The 24518-nt window shown below is 50.7% G+C and carries 22 protein-coding genes and 1 pseudogene; 18 read left to right on the top strand and 5 right to left on the bottom strand.

Annotated features, from left to right (window positions below):
* Positions 1–3: 3 nt before the first annotated feature.
* On the bottom strand, positions 4–1590 hold the full coding sequence (locus D8682_RS10845) for a gamma-glutamyltransferase family protein (RefSeq protein ID WP_121814254.1): 1587 nt from the start codon (positions 1588–1590) through the stop codon (positions 4–6).
* A 115-nt stretch (positions 1591–1705) separates the two neighbouring features.
* On the opposite strand from D8682_RS10845, the gene D8682_RS10840 reads away from it, so the two are divergent.
* The 6 genes and pseudogenes from D8682_RS10840 (at position 1706) to uraH (ending at position 7357) form a co-directional block, all read left to right on the top strand.
* Positions 1706–2545: a MurR/RpiR family transcriptional regulator gene (locus D8682_RS10840; protein WP_121815682.1), complete on the top strand. Its 840-nt coding sequence runs from the start codon at positions 1706–1708 to the stop codon at positions 2543–2545.
* Positions 2546–2904: 359 nt separating this feature from the next.
* Positions 2905–3891: an IS110 family transposase gene (locus tag D8682_RS10835; protein ID WP_121813607.1), complete on the top strand. Its 987-nt coding sequence runs from the start codon at positions 2905–2907 to the stop codon at positions 3889–3891.
* 138 nt (positions 3892–4029) lie between these two features.
* Complete coding sequence (locus D8682_RS10830) at positions 4030–5271, top strand: alanine--glyoxylate aminotransferase family protein (protein ID WP_064549310.1); 1242 nt, start codon at positions 4030–4032, stop codon at positions 5269–5271.
* Positions 5271–6524, top strand: a pseudogene (gene hpxK / locus D8682_RS10825) (allantoate amidohydrolase); the annotation flags it as partial. The gene D8682_RS10830 and the pseudogene hpxK, both read left to right, overlap by 1 nt.
* Positions 6507–7025: a 2-oxo-4-hydroxy-4-carboxy-5-ureidoimidazoline decarboxylase gene (gene uraD, locus D8682_RS27200; protein ID WP_238392853.1), complete on the top strand. Its 519-nt coding sequence runs from the start codon at positions 6507–6509 to the stop codon at positions 7023–7025. The pseudogene hpxK and the gene uraD, both read left to right, overlap by 18 nt.
* Positions 7022–7357, top strand: coding sequence for a hydroxyisourate hydrolase (gene uraH, locus D8682_RS10820; protein ID WP_121814253.1), 336 nt, complete (start codon positions 7022–7024; stop codon positions 7355–7357). Before uraD ends, uraH begins: the two co-directional genes overlap by 4 nt.
* 2 nt (positions 7358–7359) lie before the next feature.
* On the opposite strand, the gene D8682_RS10815 is transcribed toward uraH, so the two are convergent.
* Complete coding sequence (locus D8682_RS10815; protein ID WP_064549306.1) at positions 7360–8127, bottom strand: amidohydrolase; 768 nt, start codon at positions 8125–8127, stop codon at positions 7360–7362.
* Positions 8128–8236: 109 nt separating this feature from the next.
* Positions 8237–10681 carry an acyl-CoA dehydrogenase FadE gene (fadE, locus tag D8682_RS10810; protein ID WP_121814252.1) on the bottom strand — a complete coding sequence of 815 codons (2445 nt, stop codon included), beginning with the start codon at positions 10679–10681 and terminating at the stop codon, positions 8237–8239.
* 213 nt (positions 10682–10894) lie between these two features.
* On the opposite strand from fadE, the gene lpcA reads away from it, so the two are divergent.
* Both lpcA and D8682_RS10800 read left to right on the top strand, forming a co-directional pair.
* Entirely contained in the window at positions 10895–11476 is a 582-nt protein-coding gene (lpcA, locus tag D8682_RS10805) for a D-sedoheptulose 7-phosphate isomerase (RefSeq protein WP_064516752.1), read from the top strand.
* Between the two features lie 163 nt (positions 11477–11639).
* On the top strand, positions 11640–12407 hold the full coding sequence (locus D8682_RS10800; RefSeq protein WP_064549303.1) for a class II glutamine amidotransferase: 768 nt from the start codon (positions 11640–11642) through the stop codon (positions 12405–12407).
* Here D8682_RS10800 and dpaA read toward each other — a convergent pair.
* The gene (dpaA, locus tag D8682_RS10795; protein WP_064549301.1) at positions 12378–13115 is read right to left on the bottom strand and encodes a peptidoglycan meso-diaminopimelic acid protein amidase; all 738 of its coding nucleotides are present in this window, start codon (positions 13113–13115) and stop codon (positions 12378–12380) included. The genes D8682_RS10800 and dpaA overlap by 30 nt on opposite strands.
* Before the next feature lie 486 nt (positions 13116–13601).
* Here dpaA and D8682_RS10790 point away from each other — a divergent pair, with 486 nt between their 5' ends.
* From D8682_RS10790 to dinB, 8 genes are all read left to right on the top strand, one after another.
* On the top strand, positions 13602–14945 hold the full coding sequence (locus tag D8682_RS10790; RefSeq protein ID WP_121814251.1) for a Na(+)-translocating NADH-quinone reductase subunit A: 1344 nt from the start codon (positions 13602–13604) through the stop codon (positions 14943–14945).
* A gap of 3 nt (positions 14946–14948) precedes the next feature.
* Positions 14949–16187, top strand: coding sequence for an NADH:ubiquinone reductase (Na(+)-transporting) subunit B (locus D8682_RS10785; protein WP_121814250.1), 1239 nt, complete (start codon positions 14949–14951; stop codon positions 16185–16187).
* Positions 16180–16974, top strand: coding sequence for a Na(+)-translocating NADH-quinone reductase subunit C (locus D8682_RS10780; RefSeq protein WP_064549295.1), 795 nt, complete (start codon positions 16180–16182; stop codon positions 16972–16974). Before D8682_RS10785 ends, D8682_RS10780 begins: the two co-directional genes overlap by 8 nt.
* Positions 16967–17605: an NADH:ubiquinone reductase (Na(+)-transporting) subunit D gene (locus D8682_RS10775; RefSeq protein WP_081908371.1), complete on the top strand. Its 639-nt coding sequence runs from the start codon at positions 16967–16969 to the stop codon at positions 17603–17605. Before D8682_RS10780 ends, D8682_RS10775 begins: the two co-directional genes overlap by 8 nt.
* 6 nt (positions 17606–17611) lie before the next feature.
* Positions 17612–18208: an NADH:ubiquinone reductase (Na(+)-transporting) subunit E gene (gene nqrE, locus D8682_RS10770; RefSeq protein ID WP_064549293.1), complete on the top strand. Its 597-nt coding sequence runs from the start codon at positions 17612–17614 to the stop codon at positions 18206–18208.
* 12 nt (positions 18209–18220) lie between these two features.
* A complete protein-coding gene (gene nqrF, locus D8682_RS10765) occupies positions 18221–19444 on the top strand; it encodes an NADH:ubiquinone reductase (Na(+)-transporting) subunit F (protein WP_064549291.1) in 1224 nt (407 codons plus the stop codon).
* An 11-nt stretch (positions 19445–19455) separates the two neighbouring features.
* The gene (nqrM, locus tag D8682_RS10760; protein WP_064549290.1) at positions 19456–19680 is read left to right on the top strand and encodes a (Na+)-NQR maturation NqrM; all 225 of its coding nucleotides are present in this window, start codon (positions 19456–19458) and stop codon (positions 19678–19680) included.
* 109 nt (positions 19681–19789) lie between these two features.
* Positions 19790–20845 carry a DNA polymerase IV gene (gene dinB / locus D8682_RS10755; protein WP_064549288.1) on the top strand — a complete coding sequence of 352 codons (1056 nt, stop codon included), beginning with the start codon at positions 19790–19792 and terminating at the stop codon, positions 20843–20845.
* Between the two features lie 91 nt (positions 20846–20936).
* On the opposite strand, the gene pepD is transcribed toward dinB, so the two are convergent.
* Positions 20937–22394 carry a cytosol nonspecific dipeptidase gene (gene pepD / locus D8682_RS10750; protein ID WP_121814249.1) on the bottom strand — a complete coding sequence of 486 codons (1458 nt, stop codon included), beginning with the start codon at positions 22392–22394 and terminating at the stop codon, positions 20937–20939.
* 265 nt (positions 22395–22659) lie between these two features.
* Between pepD and gpt the strand changes: the two genes are divergently transcribed.
* Both gpt and frsA read left to right on the top strand, forming a co-directional pair.
* A complete protein-coding gene (gene gpt / locus D8682_RS10745) occupies positions 22660–23118 on the top strand; it encodes a xanthine phosphoribosyltransferase (RefSeq protein WP_064549286.1) in 459 nt (152 codons plus the stop codon).
* Positions 23119–23230: 112 nt separating this feature from the next.
* Positions 23231–24478: an esterase FrsA gene (gene frsA / locus D8682_RS10740; RefSeq protein WP_064549285.1), complete on the top strand. Its 1248-nt coding sequence runs from the start codon at positions 23231–23233 to the stop codon at positions 24476–24478.
* Positions 24479–24518: the final 40 nt, after the last annotated feature.

Raw genomic sequence — 24518 nt, 5'->3', positions numbered from 1 at the left:
TCCTTAAAATCCTGCCGCGCTGCCGTTGCTGCGCGGGTCGTAAGCCCCTTCAAGCATGCCATTGGTATAGCGCACAATTGCACCCGCATGGCCGACGGCTTCACTAAAATCTGGCAGAGACTCAACTTCATGCCCTAACTGGCGCAGGGTGTCGAAAGTCTCTTGGCTAAATCTGGCTTCTAATTTCAGGCTGTCTGAGGCTTGCCCCCAGGTTCTGCCCAGTAACCAGCGCGGGGCGCTAACGGCTTCCTGTAACGGCATACCCTGAATCACATGGCGGGTAAAAATGGCTGCCTGGGTTTGCGGTTGCCCGTCGCCGCCCATCGAGCCATACACCATCGTCCGTCCATCAGCCAGGCGGGCCGCTGCCGGATTCAGGGTGTGAAACGGCTGTTTACCGGGCGCAAGACTTAACAGGCTATCGGGGTTGAGGCTGAAGGCTGCGCCACGGTTTTGCCACAGCACACCGCTTTTTGGCAGAACCACGCCGCTTCCGAACTCGTGATAAATGCTTTGAATAAACGAAACGGCCAGGCCGCTGCTATCAATCACGCCCATCCAGACAGTGTCGCCAGGGCCTTTTCCGGTTCCCCAGTTTGCGGCTTTACCGTCATCAATTTCTGCGGCCAGCGCCGCAAGTGGCGCGGGATCTAACAGGCTTTGGATTGATGTCGTGATATGACGAGGATCGGTGATGTATTTGTCGCGCAGGGCGAAGGCTTTTTTAGTGGCCTCGACGATACGGTGAACCGTTTGGGTTTCGTTGGCTTGCGCCATCTCTAAATGGTCGGTGATCCCCAGAATCGCCAGTGAAACCAGGCCCTGCGTTGGCGGTGTCATATTATAAACCTCACCCTGCTGGTGGTGCAGATGCAGCGGAATACGGCGTTTTGCACGCTGGGCGGCGAGGTCCTGTAAGTTAATCGGCATCCCTAAATCAGCGAGTTCTTCGGCAAGCAGTGTGGCTAATGGCCCGCGATAAAAGCTATCAAGCCCTTCAACGGTCAGGCGTGTCAGCGTTTCGGCCAGCCGTGGTTGAGTAAACCGGCTGCCCGCGCGTGGGATTTCGCCTCGTTCCAGAAAGGTTTCGGCAAAACCGGTGATGTTAACCAGTTCGTCATATTTACTGTGTGTGGCGAGCGCCTGAGATTGGGTCACCGGAATACCATCTGCCGCATAGCGGATGGCGTCAGCCAATAAACGCGAGAGAGGTAATTGCCCGCCACCGAGTTGCCCGGCAATTTTTAGCGCTTCGTCCCAACCACTTAGCGTGCCAGGTACGGTTAATGCCGCTTTTGGGCCACGATGTGGGATTGCGTTTTCACCGGCGTAAAACTCCAGTGAGGCAAGCGAACCTGCTGCACCGCTGGCATCAATGGCAATCGGTTCGCCTTCTGGCGGCACGATCAACCAAAAGCCATCCCCGCCAATACCATTCATATGCGGATAAACTACGGCGATAGTTGCCGCCGCCGCGACCATCGCTTCGATGGCGTCCCCCCCGTGACGTAGCACGGATAATGCGGATTCACTGGCCAAATGGTGCGGAGTCACCGCCATGCCGGAAGGTGCCATATTGCTTTGCATCATCGTGTTATCTCTCAGAATGGAAGACGGGGTTATCTTTAAGCAAAAGATGTTCCAGGTTGACGCGGTTGATTTCACTGTGCCAGGCTCGAGTGAAACAAAAGTTACAGAGGTCATAATGAAACAATTAGATGAGCGTTTAAGAGCGACATATGAGCAGCTTTCTCCGCAAGAACAACGTGTTGCCACATTTATTTTCGATCATTTTGACGACCTGATTAGCTACAACAGCGCGGAACTTGCTCGCCTTTCTGGCGTATCAAAAGCCACGGTTAGCCGTTTATTTAAGCGTTTGGGCTATGACCGTTACAAAGATATGCGTGAAGAGTTACGTACCTTGCGCCAGAGCGGAATGCCGCTGACAGAAAACCGCGATGCAGTGCAGGGAAACACCTTATTAGCACGACATTATAAGCAAGAAATGGCCAACCTGACGCAGTGGGTTAGCCTGCTGGATACGCAGCAATTTACCGATGTCGTGAGTGCGATTAATACCTCAAAACGTATTTTCATCATTGGCTTAAGGAATTCATGGCCAGTGGCGACGCATTTGCGCCAACAGTTATTGCAGACTCGCAACGATGTCTGGTTACTGCCACAACCGGGCCAGACGCTGGCAGAAGAAGTGGTGGATATCAGTGAGCAGGATTGCGTTATTGCTATCGCGTTTCGCAGAAGGCCGAGAATTATCAAGCCATTGCTGGCAAACCTGCATAAGCGCCAGATACCGTTGCTGGTAATGAGCGAAGCGCAAGGCTCAGGTCTTACGCCATTCTGCCGCTGGCACTTTGCAGCACCGCTTGATAGCGTTTCAGCTTTTGATAGCTATAGCAGCGCGATGAGCCTGGTGAACTTGTTGTCTAATGCGGTACTCCACGAGGCGCTAACCACCGGTCGCCAGCGTATTCATCATATTGCTGAGTTGTATTCTGAGTTTGATGAACTGGAACAACGGTAATGCACTTTAGTGGTGCGTTTGCACGCATCATGGGAACCATTCTGGTTCAGAGATGAAGAGTCAGTGAACGGGTTTTTGTAGGGTGAATAAGCGGCAGCGTCATCCACCATTTTCGCCGCTTTTGTCGGATGACGCTGCTGCTTATCCGACCTTGTATCTTGAACCGGTAGCTGGTTAGCTACCGGTTACATGAAACGGAGGAAGCTTGTATCCGACCTGAAGACCTCGATCTTCCGACGTAGCTTAAGCCCTCCGTTTCACCTTTCACGCCACTCAAAATCCGAACGGTAACCAGAAGCTCTGACTTCGCATGTACAAGGCTGGAATGGCGTGTTGGTTCACGTGGAAGGAGATGAAATATGGCTTTTCTCGGTGCTGATATCAGCAAAAATAAAATAGATGTCTGTCTGCTTGTTGCCGGTATTAAGGGTAAGAAAAAGCAGAAAGTCTTCACCAATGAACCCTGTGTGGCCCGCAAAATCATCGACTGGCTGGAGGCCCAAAAATGCGCCTCTGATAATATGACAGTCGTGATGGAAGCCACGGGTATCTACCATGAGAATCTGGCGTATGGGCTTCATGATGCGGGGATTTCTGTCTGCATGGCCAATCCATACCGTGTCCGTGAGTTTGCCTGCGGAATGGATATCCTCACGAAAAATGACACAGTGGACGCATTTGTGCTGGCCTGTTATGGCGAGCTGAAGCATCCCGATGCCTGGGTCCCACCGTCAGTTGAAGTCCGTAAACTCAGGGCGTTGTTGCGTCAGCGCGACGCGCTGAAAGAGGATGTGCAGAGGACGGCCAACCGGCTTGAAAAAGCGCATTCAACCTCGACACCACGGGAGGTCATAGGCTCACTGGAGCGGACACACGGCTGGCTGAGTGATGAACTGGAACGGATAGAAAAGCTCATTACTGACCACACAGATAACGACCCGGGACTGAAGGCCGATCTGGAGCTGCTGAAATCGATAAAATGTGTGAAGGAGCAGGTGGGACGGGAGATGCTGGCACTACTGAAAGACGGGACGTTCAAAAGTGCCTCGCAGGTGGCAGCGTATCTGGGAATAACACCGGTGGAGAGAGTGTCCGGCAGTTCGGTACGCGGGCGGGCACATATGTCAAAAACAGGCCCCTCAATAGTCAGAGCCAAACTGTATGTAGCAGCCCTGAGTGCAATCCGGTGGAATAAACCCGCGAAGGCGATATATGAAAGGCTGGTAGCGAAAGGTAAGGCGAAAAAAGCGGCGCTGGGTGCAGTGATGCGTAAGCTGGTACATATGTGCTTCGGCGTACTGAAAACCCGATTACCATGGGATGAAAATTATGCAGCTACCGCTTGACGTCCAAGACGGTAGCTACGAAGAGGTATGTCATCTGTCTCTTTTCTTCTTTTGTCTTTCACAAAAATTGGTGGCACATTAGTTGCAGAATATTTTCATTAAGAATCTTTTGTTTCGCGCAGAATAAAAGGAAATGCCATGTTCGATATTCAGCACTTCACACAAATTAATCCACCTCATCGTTTATTGATGGGGCCGGGACCCATTAATGCCGATCCGCGTGTATTACGCGCCATGGCGAGCCAGTTAATTGGGCAATATGACCCGGTCATGACCGGCTATATGAATGAAGTGATGGTGCTGTATCGCGAGCTTTTCCGTACCCAAAACCGCTGGACGATGCTGGTAGACGGCACTTCCCGTTCCGGCATTGAAGCAATTCTACTTTCGGCTATTCGGCCTGGTGACAAAGTGCTGGTGCCGGTGTTTGGGCGTTTTGGTCATCTGCTATGTGAAATTGCCCGCCGCTGCCGCGCTGAAGTTCACACCATCGAAGTGCCGTGGGGCGAAGTGTTTACGCCTGACCAAATCGAAGATGCTATCAAAAGTGTTAAACCCCGTTTACTGCTGACCGTTCAGGGCGACACTTCTACGACTATGTTGCAGCCATTGGCTGAACTGGGCGAAATCTGCCGCCGCCACGGCGTGTTGTTCTATACCGATGCGACCGCTTCGTTTGGCGGCAACGCGCTGGAAACCGACGCATGGGGATTAGATGCCGTTTCGGCGGGGTTGCAAAAATGCCTTGGCGGCCCATCTGGTAGTTCTCCCATCACTCTCAGCCCGCAAATGGAACAAGTGATTCGCCGCCGTAAATGTATCGAAGAAGGGATCCGCACCTCTGCGCATCAGGATGGCGATGACGAAATGATCTACTCGAATTATTTCGATCTCGGCATGGTGATGGATTACTGGGGACCGGAACGTCTCAACCACCATACTGAAGCCACCAGCATGCTGTTCGCCGCACGTGAATGCGCGCGCATTATTCTTGAAGAAGGTCTGGATGTGGGCATCGCTCGCCACGAGTTGCACGGACGTGCGCTGGTGGCCGGGATTCAGGGCATGGGTCTGGAAACCTTCGGCGATCTGCAACATAAAATGAATAACGTACTGGGCGTGGTGATCCCATCTGTCGTCCACGGCGAAGAAGTGCGCAAAATGCTGCTGGATGATTTCCATATCGAAATCGGCACCTCATTTGGCCCGCTACAAGGCAAAATCTGGCGCATTGGCACCATGGGTTATAACGCGCGTAAAGATTGCGTGCTGCAAACGTTGACCGCGCTTGAAGCCGTCTTGAATCGCCTCGGTTTTAAAACGACGCAAGGGGCTGCAATGCAGGCGGCGTGGGATGTCTATTCTCAGGAAAATCGCTGATGGTAAAACTTGCGATGAATGCCGCACAGGCAAGTCTGGCCGCGAAACGCGTCATGCAGCGAGCAGATGAGCTGGCGCAAATTAGCGAAACCCCGGGCCAGTTAACACGTGTCTACCTTTCAACCGAACATTTACGTGCCAACCATTTGGTCGCCAGTTGGATGGAACAGGTCGGAATGACCACCTGGCAGGATGCGGTAGGGAATATTTGCGGGCGCTACGAAGGTGCAAGAGAAGGTGCTCAGGCGATTTTGCTAGGGTCACATCTGGATACCGTGCGCAATGCTGGGCGTTACGATGGCATGTTAGGGGTGTTAAACGCACTTGAAGTTGTCGCCTTCTTGTATCAGCACGATCTCCAGCTTGAGCAGGCGATTGAAATCGTCGGCTTTGCTGATGAAGAAGGGACGCGTTTTGGTATCACGTTGTTGGGGAGCCGTGGGATTACCGGAACATGGCCGGATAATTGGCTAGCCTGTGAAGATGCCGCGGGAATCAGTGTTGCTCAGGCGTTAGTGAATGCAGGTATTGATCCGTCGCGGATTCACAGTGCGGCACGTCGCCCGGAAGAATTCAGCGCTTATCTTGAGTTACACATTGAGCAGGGGCCGGTGCTGGAGCGTGAAAACCTGGCACTTGGCGTGGTAACAGCCATCAACGGCGCTCGTCGTTTAAAGTGCCGCTTCACGGGTGAAGCAGGGCATGCAGGCACGGTGCCAATGGTGATTCGTAAAGATGCGCTTGCGGCGGCGGTGGCCTGGATGACCTTCGTTGAAAGTGCAGCGCGCGCTTATGCCCCAGACATTGTCGCCACTATCGGGTCGCTACAATGTTTACCCGGTGCGGCGAATGTCATCCCCGGTGAAGTTCAACTCACTCTGGATATCCGCAGCCCGCGAGATTCTGACCTCGAAGCGTTGCTGGAAAATCTCTTAAACGAGGCCGATAAAATCGCCGCCTCGCGTGAAGTTGCGTTCAGTGCTGAAACCTATTATTCGATTCCGGCGACGCCATGTGATGTTCATTTACAGCAGCAGCTAAGTTCCGCAATTACTACGGTGCAAGGCCGCAGTTTGTCGCTACCAAGTGGGGCAGGGCATGATGCCATTGCGGTTGCTGAATGCTGGCCTTCAGGCATGTTGTTTGTGCGTTGTGACCGCGGGATCAGCCACCATCCGGCTGAGTCGGTGATGGAAGCGGATGTGATGCAGGCAGTGCAGGCTTATACGCAAACGGTGATCGCGCTGGCTGCGAAAAATGCTTTGGCAGAATTTAACGAAGCGCCAGAGCATGAAGCGCTTAGCCTTATCACGCCATGCGTTGCGATAGCCGCGTGGGCTGAGCATTTAGTGGCTGCGCGGCCATTTTCAGCCATCGACGTGTTACAGCATTATGCTGCGCAATTGACCGATGACTGGGGAACAACTGAGCTGAATCAGGCGCTGAGCGCCCATCCACGGATTGGCGAAAAGGCGCAAGGCAACAGCAAAGAAGCGGCGCTTTCAAAAAATGAACAATCCGCTGTTGATGGGCAAAAGAGTGCGTTAATTGTGGCTCTGGCGCAGGGAAATGCCGAATACGAAGCGCGGTTTGGGCGCGTGTTTTTGATTCGCGCCAAGGGGCGCTGCGGTGAAGAAATTCTGGGTGAACTCTACCGCCGCCTGAAAAACTCCGCCGTGGAAGAAGAAGTGGAAGCTCTGGAACAACTACGCCAAATCACCTTGTTGCGTCTGGAAGGAGTGTTTGCACAATGAGCCAATTGAGTACGCATATTCTGGATACTGCGTTGGGAAAACCGGCGGTCAATGTGGTGATTCGCCTGGAACAACAGGACGCAGAAACCTGGGTAATTATCGCTCAGGGTGTTACGGATGTTGATGGGCGTTTGAAGGGTTTCACTCAATCGCCATTAGCGGCAGGGCGCTATCGTCTGACTGCAGAAATCGGCCAGTATTTTGCGGCGACGAACAGAGAAACGTTGTATCCCTCCGCGCAAATCGATTTCGTGATTACGCAAAATGGCGGGCATTATCACCTGCCATTTTTGATTTCCCCGTGGTCGTGGTCGACGTATCGGGGAAGCTAATACTAGAGGATAAACGGATCGGCATCCTGCCAGGCAGGGAATTTCTCACGGTATTCCTGCAAGGCAATCAGCGACAAATCGGCATCCAGGCGCATCGCTTTATGGGCTTCACCATTTGCCAGAATGTCGCCTTGCGGGTTAATAATTTTGCTGTCGCCACGGTAATGATGCCCGTTTCCATCAGTGCCGACACGGTTACAGCCAGCAACATACGCCTGGTTTTCAATCGCACGAGCGATCAGCAAACTTTGCCAGTGCAGCGAACGCGGTGCTGGCCAGTTTGCGACATACAGGGCTAAGTCATAATCGTTGCGATTGCGTGACCATACCGGGAAACGCAAGTCATAACAGACCTGCGGCAAAATACGCCAGCCACGCCATTCGACCACAACGCGCTCTTCACCCGCCTGATAATGATGATGCTCATCCGCCATGCGGAATAAATGACGTTTATCGTAGAAATGGACTTTGCCGTCCGGCTGAACAAGAAGAAAACGGTTCACCGGTCCGCGTTCAGTTTGCAGCGCTGCGCTTCCGGCAATCATCGCCTGCGTTTGCTGGGCTTTAAACTGCATCCAGTCAATCACTTCCTCTTCGGCGAGCGACTGAGTGGCGGCTTCCATGGCAAAACCGGTGGTGAACATTTCCGGCAAGACAATCAGGTCACGGCCATGAATGCCATCTAACAGCACATCGAACTGACGTAAGTTGGCTGCGCCATCCATCCAGACTAGCGGTTGTTGCAGAACGGTAATTTTCAAACCAGACACAATCGGAAGCCTCATGATAAACAGTCTTTCATTCACTTTAGCATGAGTTAACTGCCTTTTGTTGGGCAATAAAAAACCCCGCGAACGGGGTTTTTTAAACTATCGAGTGTTATGCGGCTTCAATCTTACGATGCTTTTCCGGCACCTTTACTGGCATGGTTGCCAGCTCCTCCGGTTCGAACTCATCGACATTAATACTGCGCAGACGGCTTGCTTCGGCTTTGGTAAGGATCGCCGCTTCGTCTGCGTTGATTTTGCCTTCCGCCAGCCACTGTTTCGCTTGTTCATCCAGGCGAGTGAATGGCAGGTTATGCCCGGTTTCTTTGCAGATGCGCAGATGGATTGGCTCGGCAGCCATTACGTCCATCAGTGCTTCTTCCAGCAGACCTGCCGGGTTGAACTCGCTTGGCGTCAGATACTGACCGCGACCAATGCGTGAACGTGTCGCTGATGGGATCTGCATGATCTTCGCCAGTTTATGATCCAGCTTGTCCGATGGTGCATCGTAACGGCGGCCAAGTGGGAAGATAACCACACGCAACATGCCAGCCACGAACGCATTCGGGAAGTTACGCAGCAGATCGTCAATCGCCTGTTCTGCCTGATACAACGCATCCTGAACGCCCCAGTGAACCAGCGGCAGATCCGCTTCGTTACGGCCTTCGTCGTCATAACGTTTCAGTACTGAAGAAGCGAGGTACAGCTGGCTCAGAATATCACCCAGACGAGCCGAGATACGTTCACGGCGCTTCAGGCTACCGCCTAATACGGCCATCGATACATCCGACAGCAACGCCAGGTTGGCACTCAGCCGGTTCATATACTGATAGTAGCGTTTGGTTGAATCGTTAGTCGGTGTGGCGCTGGTCAGGCCGTTGGTCAGACCCAGCCACAGGCTGCGCATTTTGTTACTGCCGACGTGGCCGATATGTTTGAACAACAACTTATCGAACGCGTTAACGTCATTGTTTTGCGCCGCCGTCATTTCATCCAGAACATACGGATGGCAACGAATAGCACCCTGGCCGAAGATAATCATGCTGCGAGTCAGGATGTTTGCACCTTCCACGGTAATGGCGATAGGTGCGCCCTGATAAGCTCGTGCCACAAAGTTAGAATTGCCCAGCATAATGCCTTTACCGCCGACAATATCCATCGCATCCAAAATGGCGCGTTGGCCACGATGGGTACAGTGATACTTCACGATGGCAGACAGAACCGCTGGTTTTTCGCCAAGCATGATGCCGTAGGTCACCAGTGAAGCGGCTGCATCCATCACATACGCGTTACCCGCGATACGTGCCAGTGGCTCTTCAATCCCTTCCATTTTGCCGATAGAGATTCTGAACTGACGGCGGATATGAGCATAAGCACCCGTTGCCATCGCCACAGATTTCAAACCACCGGTAGAGTTGGAAGGCAGTGTAATACCGCGGCCAACGGACAGACATTCCACCAGCATACGCCAGCCCTGACCGGCCATTTTCGGACCACCGATGATGTAATCAATCGGTACGAAAATGTCTTTACCGCGAGTTGGACCGTTCTGGAATGGCACATTGAGCGGGAAGTGGCGTTTACCAATTTCCACTCCCGGAGTGTGAGTTGGAATTAACGCACAGGTAATGCCTGGTTCTTCTTCATCGCCCAGCAAATGGTCCGGATCCGACAATTTAAATGCCAGCCCCAGAACAGTGGCAATAGGTGCCAGCGTGATGTAGCGCTTGTTCCAGGTCAGACGCATGCCGAGAACTTGCTGACCTTGCCATTCGCCCATGCAAACCACGCCGGTATCAGGAATCGCGCCTGCATCAGAACCGGCTTCTGGGCTGGTTAATGCAAAGCAAGGGATTTCTTGCCCACGAGCCAGGCGTGGCAGGTAATGATCTTTCTGTTCTTCAGTACCGTAATGTTGCAGCAGTTCGCCTGGACCTAATGAGTTAGGCACACCTACGGTAATCGCCAGAATGCCGGAAACACCAGACAGTTTTTGCAGTACGCGAGATTGCGCGTAAGCAGAAAACTCCAGGCCGCCGTACTCTTTCTTGATGATCATCGCGAAGAAGCGATGTTCTTTTAAATAAGCCCACAACTCTGGCGGTAAATCTGCCATTTCGTGTGTGATTTGGAAGTCATTCGCCAGACGGCAGGCTTCTTCAACTGGGCCATCGATAAAGGCTTGTTCTTCTTCAGTCAGTTTTGGCTGCGGGTAGTTATGCAGTTTTTCCCAGTCTGGTTTACCGCGGAACAAGTCACCTTCCCACCAGGTTGTACCGGCGTCGATAGCCTCTTTTTCGGTACGTGACATTGGCGGCATGACTTTACGGAAGCTACGGAATACCGGAGCGGAAATTAAAGATTTACGCATTGGTGTAAAGACGAACGGCACCAGAATTATCGCCAGCGGAACGAGCACCCAGATTGACCAGATACCGGCGAAACCAAGCGCTGCCGTCCACACCAGCAAAATTGCGCTACTGAGCAGTAAATTGACCTGGTGATAGAAAAGCACACCGAGGAGAACAACCGTTGCAACAATACTCAAAATCAACATATAGGAAACTCCCTTGCTTGTAGGAGGTCTGACCACTTGGATGTATTGGTTTTAGTTCATGTGGTTTTTTTTAGCAATATATTCACAAAATAATTACAACCTTGCTCACATTGTTACCGCACAGAACCGCAAAAGAAGGAGGTTATGGCGCTTCTCGCGCTATCCGGTAAACTGCTTGGGTTAATCAATCGAAAAATGCTGAAGGACATCCTCATGTACCAGGATCTTATTCGTAACGAATTGAATGAAGCAGCAGAAACACTGGCTAACTTCCTGAAAGATGACGCTAACATTCACGCGATTCAGCGTGCAGCAGTACTGCTGGCTGATAGCTTCAAAGCAGGCGGCAAAGTGCTGTCATGCGGTAACGGCGGCTCACATTGCGATGCAATGCACTTTGCTGAAGAACTGACAGGTCGCTACCGTGAAAACCGCCCAGGCTACCCGGCAATCGCTATTTCTGATGTCAGCCACATCTCTTGTGTGAGCAACGATTTTGGCTACGAGTATATATTCTCTCGTTACATTGAAGCGGTTGGGCGTGAAGGTGACGTGCTGCTGGGGATCTCCACTTCAGGTAATTCCGGCAACGTGATTAAAGCCATTGAAGCTGCGCGTGCGAAAGGCATGAAAGTCATTACCCTGACCGGGAAAGACGGTGGCAAAATGGATGGCACTGCGGATGTTGAAATTCGCGTTCCGCACTTTGGTTACGCTGACCGCATTCAGGAAATTCACATTAAAGTGATTCACATCCTGATCCAGCTTATCGAAAAAGAGATGGTTAAAGCTTAAGTTCTGCCTGATCTTGTTCCCTCTCCATCAGGGAGAGGGTTAGGGTGAGGGGGAAAAGATGGCACCTGAATATTGAGTTTGTCCTCAGGTTCGGGTCGCCCTCATCCCTGCCTTCTTCCCAGGGAGAAGGTGAAAACAAAAGAATGAGTAGTGGGAGGTTAATATGTGCGAACTGCTCGGGATGAGCGCCAACGTACCAACGGATATTTGCTTTAGTTTTACTGGGTTGGTACAGCGTGGCGGTGGAACAGGGCCACATAAAGATGGCTGGGGAATTACCTTTTATGAAGGTAAAGGTTGCCGCACGTTCAAAGATCCGCAACCCAGCTTTAATTCACCCATTGCTAAACTTGTGCAGGATTATCCGATCAAATCCTGTTCAGTAGTCGCACATATTCGTCAGGCAAACCGCGGTAAAGTGGCGCTCGAGAATACCCATCCGTTTACGCGTGAACTATGGGGCCGTAACTGGACTTATGCCCACAATGGCCAGCTTAAAGGACATCGCTCTCTTGATACCGGGCCGTTCCGTCCAATCGGTGAAACTGACAGTGAACAAGCATTTTGCTGGCTGCTGCATAAGCTGACACAACGTTATCCACGAACGCCTGGCAATATGCAGGCAGTGTTCCGTTACATCACCGAACTTGCGGGGCAATTGCGCGAGAAAGGTGTGTTTAATATGTTGTTGTCGGATGGGCGCTACGTGATGGCGTTCTGTTCCACGAACCTGTACTGGATAACCCGACGGGCACCCTTTGGCGTGGCAAAACTGTTGGACCAGGATGTGGAAATCGATTTTCAGGAAGAGACCACACTCAATGATGTGGTCACGGTCATCGCGACTCAACCTCTGACAGGAAACGAAACCTGGCACAAGATTGCACCAGGTGAGTCGGAATTATTTTGTCTCGGGGAGCGCGTAGTTTGATGCCAGCTGTGGTTGTGTCGTTGGCACAACCGGCTTACTAATCACGTAATTACCGCTGATAACAGAAACGCCTGGTGGCTGGTGATTTGCCGTAAAGTAGTCATAGCCCGGCTTCAGTTGTTTCCAGAAGTTGATGTAGTACGAATACTTGTGGCGTTCCATATTGGCGTCAGTCATGCGGAACGGATAAATGCTAACTTGCACGCTTGGCTGGCCGAACACCAGTGCCCCGGTAACAAACTGGAAAATCTCATCAATGTTGCTGTCAGTCATGGCATAGCAGCCAACAGACACGCAAGCACCGTGAATCATCAGATATTGGCCTTGATAACCATGTGAGCGATCAAACTCATTTGGGAAGCCGATGTTAATGGCTTTATAAAAGCGGCTATCAGGTTTGAGCTGGTTGCGGGTCACGTTATAAAAACCTTCAGGACTCTTAAAATCACCCTGACGCTGTTTTGGACCTAACCCACCGGAATAGTTACAGATGCTATAGCTGTCGAGCAGTTGGAACTGTTCGCCCATCTTTACGTATAGCTCTAGTGTGCGCTCTTCCTTAAATATCTGAATATAAACAGGAGAGCCCATAAGTTGTTGCTTGAATTCTTTGCTGACAGGCGTGGTTGACGTATTGCCGCTCAATAAGCTGGCAAACGACATGCACGGTATCAGAAGCATCGCAATAATGAGTGCGATCTTACGCATACTGCTTTATTCCTTGATAAGACTTATACCAAATGCCAGGACGGCAAAATAAGAGACCCGAAATCAGAATGCTCTGGATTAGGAGCGCTCAACATTAGCACCGTTATGAATTTTCGCAAGCTTGATACGAAGCATTTAGCAACATATCTAACGTTTATCTGATAATAGATAAACCCTGTAAGTTAACTTTTTGCGTAACAGCTCGCATTGCTGCATATCGGAGTGTCGATTTCTCGCCATTCCAGACCCTATTGATGCTAAAATCCCCCGCGAATGTTGACCTGCGGATTAGAACGGAAACTATCCATAAGTCAGTTGTCCCGATCATAAGGGCGACTTAGCACTCCCTCTCGCAATAGTGAACGGATGCGTTTCCATTTTTAATCTGCCTTATGTGTCGCATCGGTTGAACCCTGTTTCGACCCATCCGTTGTCGGCTACAGTTTTTGTCGGTATGTTTAAGCCAATTTTAAACGTGATAACCTTATGATAAAAATCAAAAAAGGTCTGGATTTGCCTATTGCCGGTTTGCCGGAACAGCAAATTCATGACGGCCCAGCGATACCCTTAGTGGCCCTGCTCGGTGAAGAGTATGTGGGCATGCGTCCTTCTATGCTGGTGCAAGAGGGCGACAAGGTATTGAAAGGCCAGCCACTCTTCGAAGATAAAAAGAACCCAGGCGTACTCTTTACTGCACCTGCAAGTGGAACGGTAAAAGCGATTAACCGTGGCGAGCGTCGAGTGCTGCAATCTCTGGTTATTGAGGTTCAAGGTGATGAGCAGGTCGTTTTCGAACGTTTTGCACCAGACAACCTTGCCAAACTGCCGCGTGAGACCGTTCAGTCGCAATTATTAGCTTCCGGTTTGTGGACTGCGCTGCGGACTCGTCCATTCAGCAAAGCCCCACAACCCGCAAGCGTTCCTGCCGCCATTTTTGTCACCGCAATCGACACCAATCCGCTGGCGGCTGACCCACAACCCATTATTCGCGCCCACCGCGAAATGTTTGACGCCGGTTTAACCCTGCTATCCCGATTGACGGATGGCAAAGTCCACGTCTGTCAGGCGGGGGGCGGTAAGCTCGGTGGTCATCCTGTTGGGCAAGTGACTTTCAATGAGTTTGCTGGCCCTCATCCCGCTGGGTTAGTGGGCACACACATCCACTTCCTCGAACCGGTTAGTTTGCAAAAAATGGTCTGGCACCTGAATTACCAGGATGTGATTGCCATTGGCAAATTGTTCGTGGAAGGCGAGCTGTGGACCGAACGCGTTATTGCGTTAGCTGGCCCGCAGGTTAAAAAGCCGCGCCTGATTCGCACATGCCTGGGTGCTTCGCTCGATGTGCTTACGGCGGGTGAGCTGGAAGAAGGCGAAAACCGCGTTGTTTCGGGTTCGGTGTTAAGTGGAACAATGGCTGCGGGTCCGCGAGCCTGGCTTGGTCGTTTCCACCTGCAGGTTACTGTGCTGAAAGAAGGGCGTGAAAAAGAGCTATTTGGTTGGGTTATGCCGGGTGCTGATAAATATTCAATTACCCGTACCACCGTCGGCCACTTCCTGAAGCGGAAACTCTTTAACTTCTCAACAGATACCAATGGTGGTGAGCGCTCAATGGTGCCAATCGGCAACTATGAACGTGTGATGCCGCTGGATATTCTGCCAACGATGTTATTGCGCGATTTACTGGCGGGGGATACCGACAGCGCTCAGGCGTTGGGGTGTCTGGAGCTGGATGAAGAAGATTTAGCGCTTTGTACCTATGTTTGCCCTGGGAAGTATGAATACGGTCCAGTGCTACGCGAGGTGTTAACCCGCATCGAGCAGGAAGGATAAGTCATGGGCTTGAAGCATTTATTTGAAAAACTAGAGCCGCATTTCACTCAAGGCGGAAAGCTAGAAAAATACTACCCACTCTTTGAAGCTACGGCGACATTGTTCTATACACCAGGCATCGTTACGCCTGGAGCTTCCCATGTTCGTGATGCTATCGATTTGAAACGCATGATGATCCTGGTGTGGTTTGCGGTATTCCCAGCCATGTTCTGGGGCATGTACAACGTCGGGCTACAAACCATTCCCGCACTGAACAAAATGTACGGTGCAGAACAGCTCCAACAGGTGATTTCATCTGACTGGCATTATGTTGTTGCCCAATGGCTCGGAGTGAACTTTACGCCGGATGCTGGCTGGCTCAGCATGATGACCCTCGGGGCGGTCTTCTTCCTGCCAATCTACATCACTGTATTTTTGGTGGGTGGTTTTTGGGAAGTCATGTTTGCGATCATCCGCAAACATGAAGTTAACGAAGGCTTTTTTGTCACTTCTATTCTGTTTGCGCTGGTGGTTCCTCCAACGCTACCACTTTGGCAAGCCGCACTCGGTATCACTTTCGGTGTGGTTATCGCTAAAGAGATCTTCGGTGGAACAGGCCGTAACTTCCTAAACCCGGCATTAGCTGGCCGCGCCTTCCTGTTCTTCGCATACCCTGCGCAGATTTCAGGTGATTTGGTGTGGACTGCGGCAGATGGTTTCTCAGGTGCAACTCCTCTTTCCCAGTGGGCGAACGGCGGTAGCGAGGGCCTGGTGAATGTAGGAACCGGTCAACCTGTCACATGGATGGATGCTTTCCTTGGCAACATTCCTGGTTCGATTGGTGAAGTTTCAACACTGATGATTCTGATCGGTGGTGCGATTATTCTGTTTGGCCGCGTGGCTTCCTGGCGCATTGTCGCGGGGGTGATGCTCGGCATGATTGCGACAGCCACCCTGTTTAACTTCATCGGTTCTGCAACTAACCCGCTGTTTGCTATGCCGTGGTACTGGCATATGGTGCTGGGTGGTTTTGCCTTCGGCATGATGTTCATGGCGACCGACCCTGTTTCTGCCTCGTTTACCAACAAAGGTAAATGGTGGTACGGGGCACTCATCGGGGTGATGTGTGTCTTGATTCGTGTCGTCAACCCAGCCTATCCAGAAGGGATGATGCTGGCGATCTTGTTCGCCAACCTCTTTGCGCCACTGTTCGATTACCTGGTGGTGCAGGCCAATATTAAGCGGAGGAAGTCGCGTGGCTGAAGTGAAAAGTAACGATAGCATCGGCAGAACACTGCTGGTGGTGCTGGTGCTTTGCCTGGTGTGTTCCGTCGTGGTGGCAGGCTCGGCTGTAGGGCTTAAAGCTCGCCAGCAAGAGCAGAAAGCGCTCGATAAGCAACGTAACATCCTGGATGTTGCAGGCTTAGCAACACCAAAAATGACCGGCGAAGATGTCAAATCAATCTATGAGTCACGCATTACACCGCGCTTGTTAGACCTAAAAAGTGGTGAACTACTGGATAAAAATTCCTCAAAATTTGACCAGGCTGCAGCACTCCGTGATCCAACACAGAGCATCACGCTTGATTCAAGTGACGACCGTGCCGGGATAAAGCAGCGCAGCAATATCGTCGAAATTTATCTGGTGCGTGATGAGCAAAATAAAGTGCAGGAAGTCGTGTTGCCAGTTTATGGCAAAGGCCTGTGGTCGATGATGTATGCCTTTGTTTCTCTGCAAACCGATGGCCGTACGGTAAAAGGCATTACTTACTATGATCAGGGTGAGACCCCAGGTCTGGGTGGTGAGGTTGAAAACCCGAACTGGCGTGCGCAGTGGATTGGCAAAAAACTGCTTGATGACAATGGGCAACCAGCGATCCGCTTAGTGAAAGGTGGTGCACGTCAGGGGGATGAGTATGGGGTAGATGGTTTATCCGGTGCCACACTGACGGCAAACGGGGTACAACACACTTTTGATTTCTGGATGGGTGAACTTGGTTTTGGCCCGTTCCTGAAACACGTTCGTGAAGGAGCGCTCAACAATGGCTGATATTTCAGACATGAAAGAGGTCAAACGGGTACTGGTGAGTCCTTTGGTGGATAACAACCCGATTGCCTTGCAAATACTCGGGGTCTGTTCGGCGCTGGCAGTGACCACGAAACTGGAAACTGCATTCGTTATGACCATCGCAGTAACCGTGGTAACGGCATTTTCCAGCATGTTCATTTCGATGATCCGCAATCTGATCCCAAACAGTGTGCGAATCATCGTGCAGATGGCGATCATTGCTTCGTTGGTTATCGTTGTGGATCAGATTCTGCGTGCTTACGCCTACGAGATTTCCAAGCAGCTTTCGGTCTTCGTCGGCCTGATCATCACTAACTGTATCGTTATGGGGCGTGCTGAAGCTTACGCCATGAAGTCGCCACCGTTGGCAAGCTTCATGGATGGCATCGGTAATGGCTTGGGATATGGTGTGATATTGCTGCTGGTTGGCTTCCTGCGTGAACTCATTGGTAGTGGAAAATTGTTTGGTATCACGGTACTGGAAACGGTTCAGAACGGTGGTTGGTATCAGCCAAACGGTATGTTCCTGCTCGCGCCAAGTGCGTTCTTTATTATCGGCCTGCTTATCTGGGCCTTGCGTACGCTTAAGCCTGCGCAACAGGAAAAGGACTAACTGATTATGGAACATATGATTAGTCTGTTTGTTCGCGCAGTGTTTATTGAGAACATGGCGCTCGCGTTCTTCCTTGGTATGTGCACCTTCCTGGCGGTGTCTAAGAAAGTCTCCACTGCATTCGGTTTGGGTGTAGCGGTGACCGTTGTTTTAGGGATTGCCGTTCCGGCGAACAATCTTGTTTATAACCTGATTCTTCGTGACGGCGCGCTGGTCGAAGGTGTTGACCTTAGCTTCCTTAACTTCATTACCTTCATTGGTGTGATCGCCGCTCTGGTACAAATCCTCGAAATGATCCTCGATCGTTTCTTCCCGGCTCTCTACAACGCGTTAGGTATCTTCCTGCCGCTCATCACCGTTAACTGCGCGATCTTTGGTGGCGTGTCGTTTATGGTGCAGCGTGACTATAGCTTCGGTGAATCAATTGTTTATGGTATCGGCTCAGGTGTGGGTTGGATGCTGGCAATTGTCGCGATGGCAGGGATCCGCGAGAAGATGAAATATGCCAATGTGCCCGCAGGATTGCGTGGCTTAGGAATTACCTTTATCACCACTGGATTGATGGCACTGGGCTTTATGTCATTCTCCGGTGTGCAGCTATAAGGGCGAAAACGTATGGAAATTATTCTTGGCGTGGTGATGTTCACGCTAATTGTTTTGGCTCTGGCGCTGTTGATTTTGTTTGCCAAGTCAAAGCTCGTTAACTCCGGCGATGTGCTGATTGAGATTAACAACGAAGCAGACAAACAGTTTCATGCACCCGCGGGTGATAAGCTGCTCAACACACTCTCAAGTCAGGGGATTTTCATCTCCTCGGCTTGTGGTGGCGGTGGTTCTTGCGGGCAATGCCGCGTGACCGTAAAAGAGGGCGGTGGTGATATTCTGCCGACTGAGCTTTCGCATATCACCAAGCGTGAAGCGAAAGAAGGTTGCCGTCTTGCCTGCCAGGTTGCTGTTAAGCAGGACATGAAAATTGAGCTGCCAGAGGAGATCTTTGGCGTTAAGAAATGGGAGTGTGAAGTTATCTCTAATGATAACAAAGCCACCTTCATTAAAGAGCTCAAACTGCGTATCCCTGATGGTGATGTTGTGCCGTTCCGTGCTGGTGGCTATATCCAGATTGAAAGTCCACCGCATGAGGTTAACTACCAGGACTTCGATGTTCCTCAGGAATACCGTGGCGACTGGGATAAGTTTAATCTGTTCCGCTTCAAGTCGGTGGTTAAAGAGCCATGCGTTCGCGCTTACTCAATGGCTAACTATCCAGATGAGAAAGGCATTATCATGCTGAACGTGCGTATCGCTACGCCGCCGCCGAATGTGCCTGATGCGCCTCCGGGGATTATGTCCTCATATATATGGTCGTTAAAAGCGGGCGACAAAGTGACAATATCCGGTCCATTTGGTGAGTTCTTTGCTAAAGAGACGGACGCTGAAATGGTATTCATCGGCGGTGGTGCAGGTATGGCACCAATGCGATCACACATTTTTGACCAGCTTAAACGTCTTCATAGCACGCGAAAAATGAGTTTCTGGTACGGTGCTCGCTCTTCGCGTGAGATGTTCTACGAAGAAGAGTTTGAAAAACTGGCTCAGGAAAACCCGAACTTCACGTTCAATGTGGCGCTCTCAGATCCGCAACCAGAAGACAACTGGACTGGTTACACCGGCTTCATCCACAACGTATTGCTTGAAAACTATCTTCGTAGCCATCCGGCACCAGAAGATTGTGAGTTCTATATGTGTGGGCCGCCTATGATGAATGCCGCGGTTATCAAAATGCTCAAAGATTTGGGTGTTGAGGATGACAACATCATGCTAGATGACTTTGGCGGCTGACAGGAGCGTTTATGCTGACAGTATTTTTAGCCACCTTCGTTATTTTTCTACTGGTGATCTTTGGAATGTCACTGGGCGTTATTGTGAAGCGCAAATCGCTTCAGGGTAGCTGTGGTGGTATTGCCGCGTTAGGCATGGAGAAAGTTTGTAACTGCCCTGAACCCTGTGATGCTCGTAAGAAGCGTATCGCAAGGGCTGAGCGGCAAGCAAAACTTCAGCAGAACCGCATCCTGTAAACCAGTAAAACCTCCCGCATCGTCGGGAGGTTTTCTTTCCATTGAAGACTTTCCTCCTTAATTATTTTAACTGTATACTTATCCAGTAATATAACTGGTGCGAACAAGTATGCGTAAAATCATTCATGTCGATATGGACTGCTTTTTTGCCGCCGTAGAAATGCGTGATAACCCAACTCTGCGGGATATTCCGATAGCTATTGGAGGTAGTGCGAAAAGGCGCGGTGTCATTAGTACGGCAAATTATCCCGCTAGAAAATTTGGTGTGCACAGCGCGATGTCGACTGCAATGGCTCTCAAGTTATGCCCACATCTGACACTGCTTCCTGGACGTTTTGATGCTTACAAAGAAGCTTCAAATCATATCCGGGAAATTTTTAGCCGCTACACAACGCTTATCGAACCGCTGTCACTTGATGAGGCTTATCTGGATGTCACTGATAGCCCGAACTGCCATGGTTCTGCAACACTCATGGCCAGGGAAATTCGCCAGACTATTTCAGATGAACTTAATCTCACCGCATCGGCTGGTATTGCACCGGTTAAATTCCTCGCCAAAATTGCCTCTGACCTCAATAAACCTAACGGGCAGTTCTTGATCACTCCCGAGGAGATTCCAGCATTTTTGCAAACCTTACCGCTTGGAAAAATCCCCGGCGTAGGGAAAGTTACAGCGGGCAAACTGGAAAGCCTTGGGTTGCGCACCTGTGCCGATGTGCAGAAAACGGATTTAGCTTCGTTACTCAAGCGGTTTGGCAAATTTGGCCGTGTACTGTGGGAGCGTAGTCAGGGTATAGATGAACGCGAGATTAACAATGAGCGGCAACGTAAATCTGTCGGAGTTGAAAAAACACTCGCGGAAGATATTCATCAGTGGCAGGAGTGTGAGGCTATTATTGAGCAACTCTATCCTGAACTTGAACGCCGTTTGAAAAAGGTAAAACCTGATTTATTGATTGCCCGCCAGGGTATCAAACTTAAGTTTAATGATTTCCAGCAAACGACTCAGGAACATGTCTGGCCTCAGCTGAATAAAGCCGATTTAATCGCTATTGCGAAGCAAACGTGGGAAGAACGGCGAGGAGGGCGGGGAGTCAGGCTGGTGGGGTTACATGTGACTTTACTGGACCCGCAGATGGAGCGCCAACTGGTGTTGGGGCTATAAAAAAAGCCCTCATCCCGGCGTTCTCCCTCAGGAGAAGGAGAAAACCAAACAAGTTCCCTCTCCTGGGAGAGAGGATGAGGGCGTTTAGAACTTACTTAACTGGAATAGCTTTCAGCAATTCTGTCAGCAGAATCCAGTATTGGCCTACGCTTTCGATATGAACTTGTTCATCCGGAGAGTGTGGACCTGTGATGGTCGGCCCAATAGAAACCATATCCATATCCGGGTAAGGTTTTTTAAACAGACCACATTCCAGACCCGCATGGATGACCATGATGTTAGGGGTCTTGTTGAACAGTTTTTGGTAAGTCTCACGCACCAGGTGCATTACCGGTGAGTTTGCATCCGGCTGCCAGCCAGGATAGCTGCCTTTGGCCACGGTTTGTGCGCCAGCAAGCTGACCCAGAGCGTGAAGCATGCCAACGACATAGTCTTTGCCGCTATCAATCAATGAACGAATCAGGCAGATGATTTCTGCACTTTCATCATTCATTGTGACCACACCCACGTTCAGTGAGGTTTCCACAACACCTTTAACTGCGTCGGAATTACGGATGACACCGTTTGGCGTGGCGTTCAGCAGGCTCAGGAAAGTGTCACGGCTTTTCGCTGTCAGTGCTTTCTTGTCTGTGGTGACTGAATCCAGCAGTACAGTGACGTTTTTCTCGACTGCCGCCAGTTCATTTTTCAGAATCGACAGGAATTCATCTGACAACGACTTCAGCTGTGCAGCTTTGTTTGCCGGAACAGCCAGAGTAGCAAAGCCTTCACGTGGAATCGCGTTACGCAGTGTACCGCCGTTCAGATTAATCAGACGAGCATCCAGTTCTGCTGTGTGAGCAAACAGGAAGCGAGCCAGCAATTTGTTTGCATTGCCCAGACCCAGATGGATTTCACCACCGGAGTGACCGCCTTTCAGGCCTTTGATGGTCAACTTAAATGTTTCGTAACCGGCAGGAATCTCTTCGCGTTGCAGTGGCAGCGTGGAGATAAAATCAATCCCACCTGCACAGCCCATATAGATCTCACCTTCTTCTTCAGAATCGGTGTTGATCAGAATATCAGCTTGTAACCAGCCCGCTTGCAGACCAAAAGCCCCATCCATTCCCGCTTCTTCGGTCATGGTCAGCAGAACTTCTAATGGGCCATGAGATACCGAATCATCGGCCAGCACTGCCAGTGCGGACGCCATACCAATACCATTATCAGCGCCCAGCGTCGTACCGCGTGCTTTGATCCACTCACCGTCAATATACGGTTGAATCGGATCTTTGGTGAAATCATGGACAGTGTCGTTATTTTTCTGCGGCACCATATCCAGGTGAGCCTGCAGGACCACCGCTTTACGGTTTTCCATGCCCGCTGTCGCAGGTTTACGGATCAGGATATTACCGACCTGGTCACGCTCTACATGTAGGCCTTTTTCTTTTGCCCAGGACAGAATATGTTCCGCAAGTTGTTCTTCATGATAAGAAGGGTGCGGAATGGAACAGATTTTGGCAAAAATATCCCACAGCGGTTGCGGAGATAATTGAGACAATTCAGACACGATAAGTCTCCTTGACATCGACTCTGCAGACCATATTGGTTAACAGAGACCAGGATTGATCTAAATGAAATACACCACAAGTAAGCATTGTGTGCTGGCCTGAGAATACCACTTTAACTAACGTTATGACGATCAAAAGCACCTAAAAACGAAAGCGGCGAGCCTACAGCACTGGTTTTTAGTGCGCCAGATCTCTATAATCTCGCGCAACCAAAACCCCTTTGAACATTTTTAAGCCGTTAATAACTGGCTGGGATAATTTCACATGAGCGAAAAATACATCGTCACCTGGGACATGTTGCAGATTCACGCGCGTAAGCTGGCAAGCCGTCTGCTTCCTGCTGAACAGTGGAAAGGCATTATTGCCGTTAGCCGTGGTGGCCTGGTTCCTGGCGCACTGCTGGCACGTGAACTGGGGATTCGTCATGTTGATACTGTTTGCATCTCCAGCTATGACCACGACAACCAGCGTGAACTGACCGTGCTGAAACGTGCTGAAGGTGACGGTGAAGGCTTCATCGTTATTGATGACCTGGTTGATACCGGTGGCACCGCAGTGGCTATCCGTGAAATGTATCCAAAAGCGCATTTCGTTACGATCTTCGCTAAGCCTGCTGGCCAGCCGTTGGTTGACGATTACGTCGTTGATATCCCTCAGGACACCTGGATTGAGCAGCCGTGGGATATGGGCGTGGTGTTTGTACCACCGTTGGCTGGTCGTTAATAGCCTGAGAATATGCACTGATTTACGCCCGGCATCGCCGGGCGTTTGTGTTATTTAGTTGCCGACAGAGTACAATAGCTGCATTCCTGACGTTTGTATGGAGGCAGAAGCGATGGTACAGGCCAATCTTAGCGAAACGCTATTTAAACCCCGATTTAAACATCCCGAGACGTCGACTTTAGTTCGTCGTGCTCAACATCAAACTGCCCCCGTTATCCAGTCTGCGCTGGATGGTAAATCTGTCCCTCACTGGTATCGAATGATTAACCGCCTGCTGTGGGTATGGCGTGGTGTCGATCCACGCGAAATCCTTGAGGTGCAAGCTCGCATTACGGTTAATACAGCAGAACGTACCAATGACAGTCTGTTTGATACCGTGGTCGGTTATCGCAGCGGCAACTGGATTTTTGAATGGTCGAAGCAAGCAATGCTTTGGCAGCAGCGGGCCAATCAGGAAACAGATATAGTTCTTAGTGGAAAATATTGGCTACAGGCTGCCAATCTTTACAGCATTGCCGCCTATCCGCACCTGAAAGGCGACCAACTGGCAGAACAGGCGCAAGTTCTGGCAAACCGTGCCTATGAAGAAGCTGCGCCACGTCTTTCCGGCGGCTTGCGTGAATTGGAGTTTGCTATTCCTGGTGGTGGTGCAATCACTGGGTTCCTCCATGTTCCTAAAGAAGGTGACGGTCCATTCCCGACGGTGCTAATTTGTGGTGGTTTGGATGCGCTGCAAAGCGATTATTACACGTTGTTTGAGAAATATTTTGCACCTGAAGGTATCGCGATGTTAACCATCGATATGCCGTCGGTCGGATTTTCTTCAAAATGGAAACTGACTCAGGATTCTAGTCTTTTACACCAGCATGTTTTAAAAGCTCTACCCAACATCCCCTGGATTGACCACACCCGTGTGGCGGCGTTCGGTTTCCGATTCGGTGCAAATGTTGCAGTGCGTTTGGGGTATATCGAAGCACCTCGTTTGAAAGCCGTCGCATGTCTTGGGCCGGTTGTTCACAGTTTATTGAGTGATGCATCACGCCAGGCTCAGGTTCCAGAGATGTATATTGATGTGCTGGCGAGCCGCCTGGGAATGCACGATGCATCTGACAACGCGTTACGTGTGGAGTTAAACCGCTACTCGTTAAAAACACAGGGTCTATTGGGGCGTCATTGTCCAACACCGATGTTATCTGGTTACTGGGCGAATGATCCGTTCAGCCCGGAAGACGATTCCCGATTAATTACTTCGTCATCTGCGGATGGTAAGTTGTTAGCTATACCGTTTAACCCGGTGTATCAAAACTTTGACAAAGCTCTGAAAGAAATTACCGGATGGATCAAGCAGAGATTACGTTAATGATTTGCTAAATTTCATTGGTTTGGTAAAACAGATGCTT

The sequence above is a fragment of the Buttiauxella sp. 3AFRM03 genome (assembly GCF_003675305.1).
Lineage (GTDB): Bacteria > Pseudomonadota > Gammaproteobacteria > Enterobacterales > Enterobacteriaceae > Buttiauxella > Buttiauxella ferragutiae.
Note: the sequence above shows the minus strand (reverse complement) of the source record. Positions and strands in the feature narration are given on the sequence as shown.

Coding starts and splice junctions, on each gene's coding strand:
- D8682_RS10790 (WP_121814251.1), top strand. CDS start 13,602: ATGATAAAAATCAAAAAAGGTCTGGATTTGCCTATTGCCGGTTTGCCG.
- D8682_RS10845 (WP_121814254.1), bottom strand. CDS start 1,590: ATGATGCAAAGCAATATGGCACCTTCCGGCATGGCGGTGACTCCGCAC.
- D8682_RS10840 (WP_121815682.1), top strand. CDS start 1,706: ATGAAACAATTAGATGAGCGTTTAAGAGCGACATATGAGCAGCTTTCT.
- D8682_RS10775 (WP_081908371.1), top strand. CDS start 16,967: ATGGCTGATATTTCAGACATGAAAGAGGTCAAACGGGTACTGGTGAGT.
- nqrF (WP_064549291.1), top strand. CDS start 18,221: ATGGAAATTATTCTTGGCGTGGTGATGTTCACGCTAATTGTTTTGGCT.
- dinB (WP_064549288.1), top strand. CDS start 19,790: ATGCGTAAAATCATTCATGTCGATATGGACTGCTTTTTTGCCGCCGTA.
- lpcA (WP_064516752.1), top strand. CDS start 10,895: ATGTACCAGGATCTTATTCGTAACGAATTGAATGAAGCAGCAGAAACA.
- D8682_RS10785 (WP_121814250.1), top strand. CDS start 14,949: ATGGGCTTGAAGCATTTATTTGAAAAACTAGAGCCGCATTTCACTCAA.
- gpt (WP_064549286.1), top strand. CDS start 22,660: ATGAGCGAAAAATACATCGTCACCTGGGACATGTTGCAGATTCACGCG.
- nqrM (WP_064549290.1), top strand. CDS start 19,456: ATGCTGACAGTATTTTTAGCCACCTTCGTTATTTTTCTACTGGTGATC.
- D8682_RS10800 (WP_064549303.1), top strand. CDS start 11,640: ATGTGCGAACTGCTCGGGATGAGCGCCAACGTACCAACGGATATTTGC.
- nqrE (WP_064549293.1), top strand. CDS start 17,612: ATGGAACATATGATTAGTCTGTTTGTTCGCGCAGTGTTTATTGAGAAC.
- dpaA (WP_064549301.1), bottom strand. CDS start 13,115: ATGCGTAAGATCGCACTCATTATTGCGATGCTTCTGATACCGTGCATG.
- fadE (WP_121814252.1), bottom strand. CDS start 10,681: ATGTTGATTTTGAGTATTGTTGCAACGGTTGTTCTCCTCGGTGTGCTT.
- D8682_RS10830 (WP_064549310.1), top strand. CDS start 4,030: ATGTTCGATATTCAGCACTTCACACAAATTAATCCACCTCATCGTTTA.
- frsA (WP_064549285.1), top strand. CDS start 23,231: ATGGTACAGGCCAATCTTAGCGAAACGCTATTTAAACCCCGATTTAAA.
- D8682_RS10835 (WP_121813607.1), top strand. CDS start 2,905: ATGGCTTTTCTCGGTGCTGATATCAGCAAAAATAAAATAGATGTCTGT.
- uraH (WP_121814253.1), top strand. CDS start 7,022: ATGAGCCAATTGAGTACGCATATTCTGGATACTGCGTTGGGAAAACCG.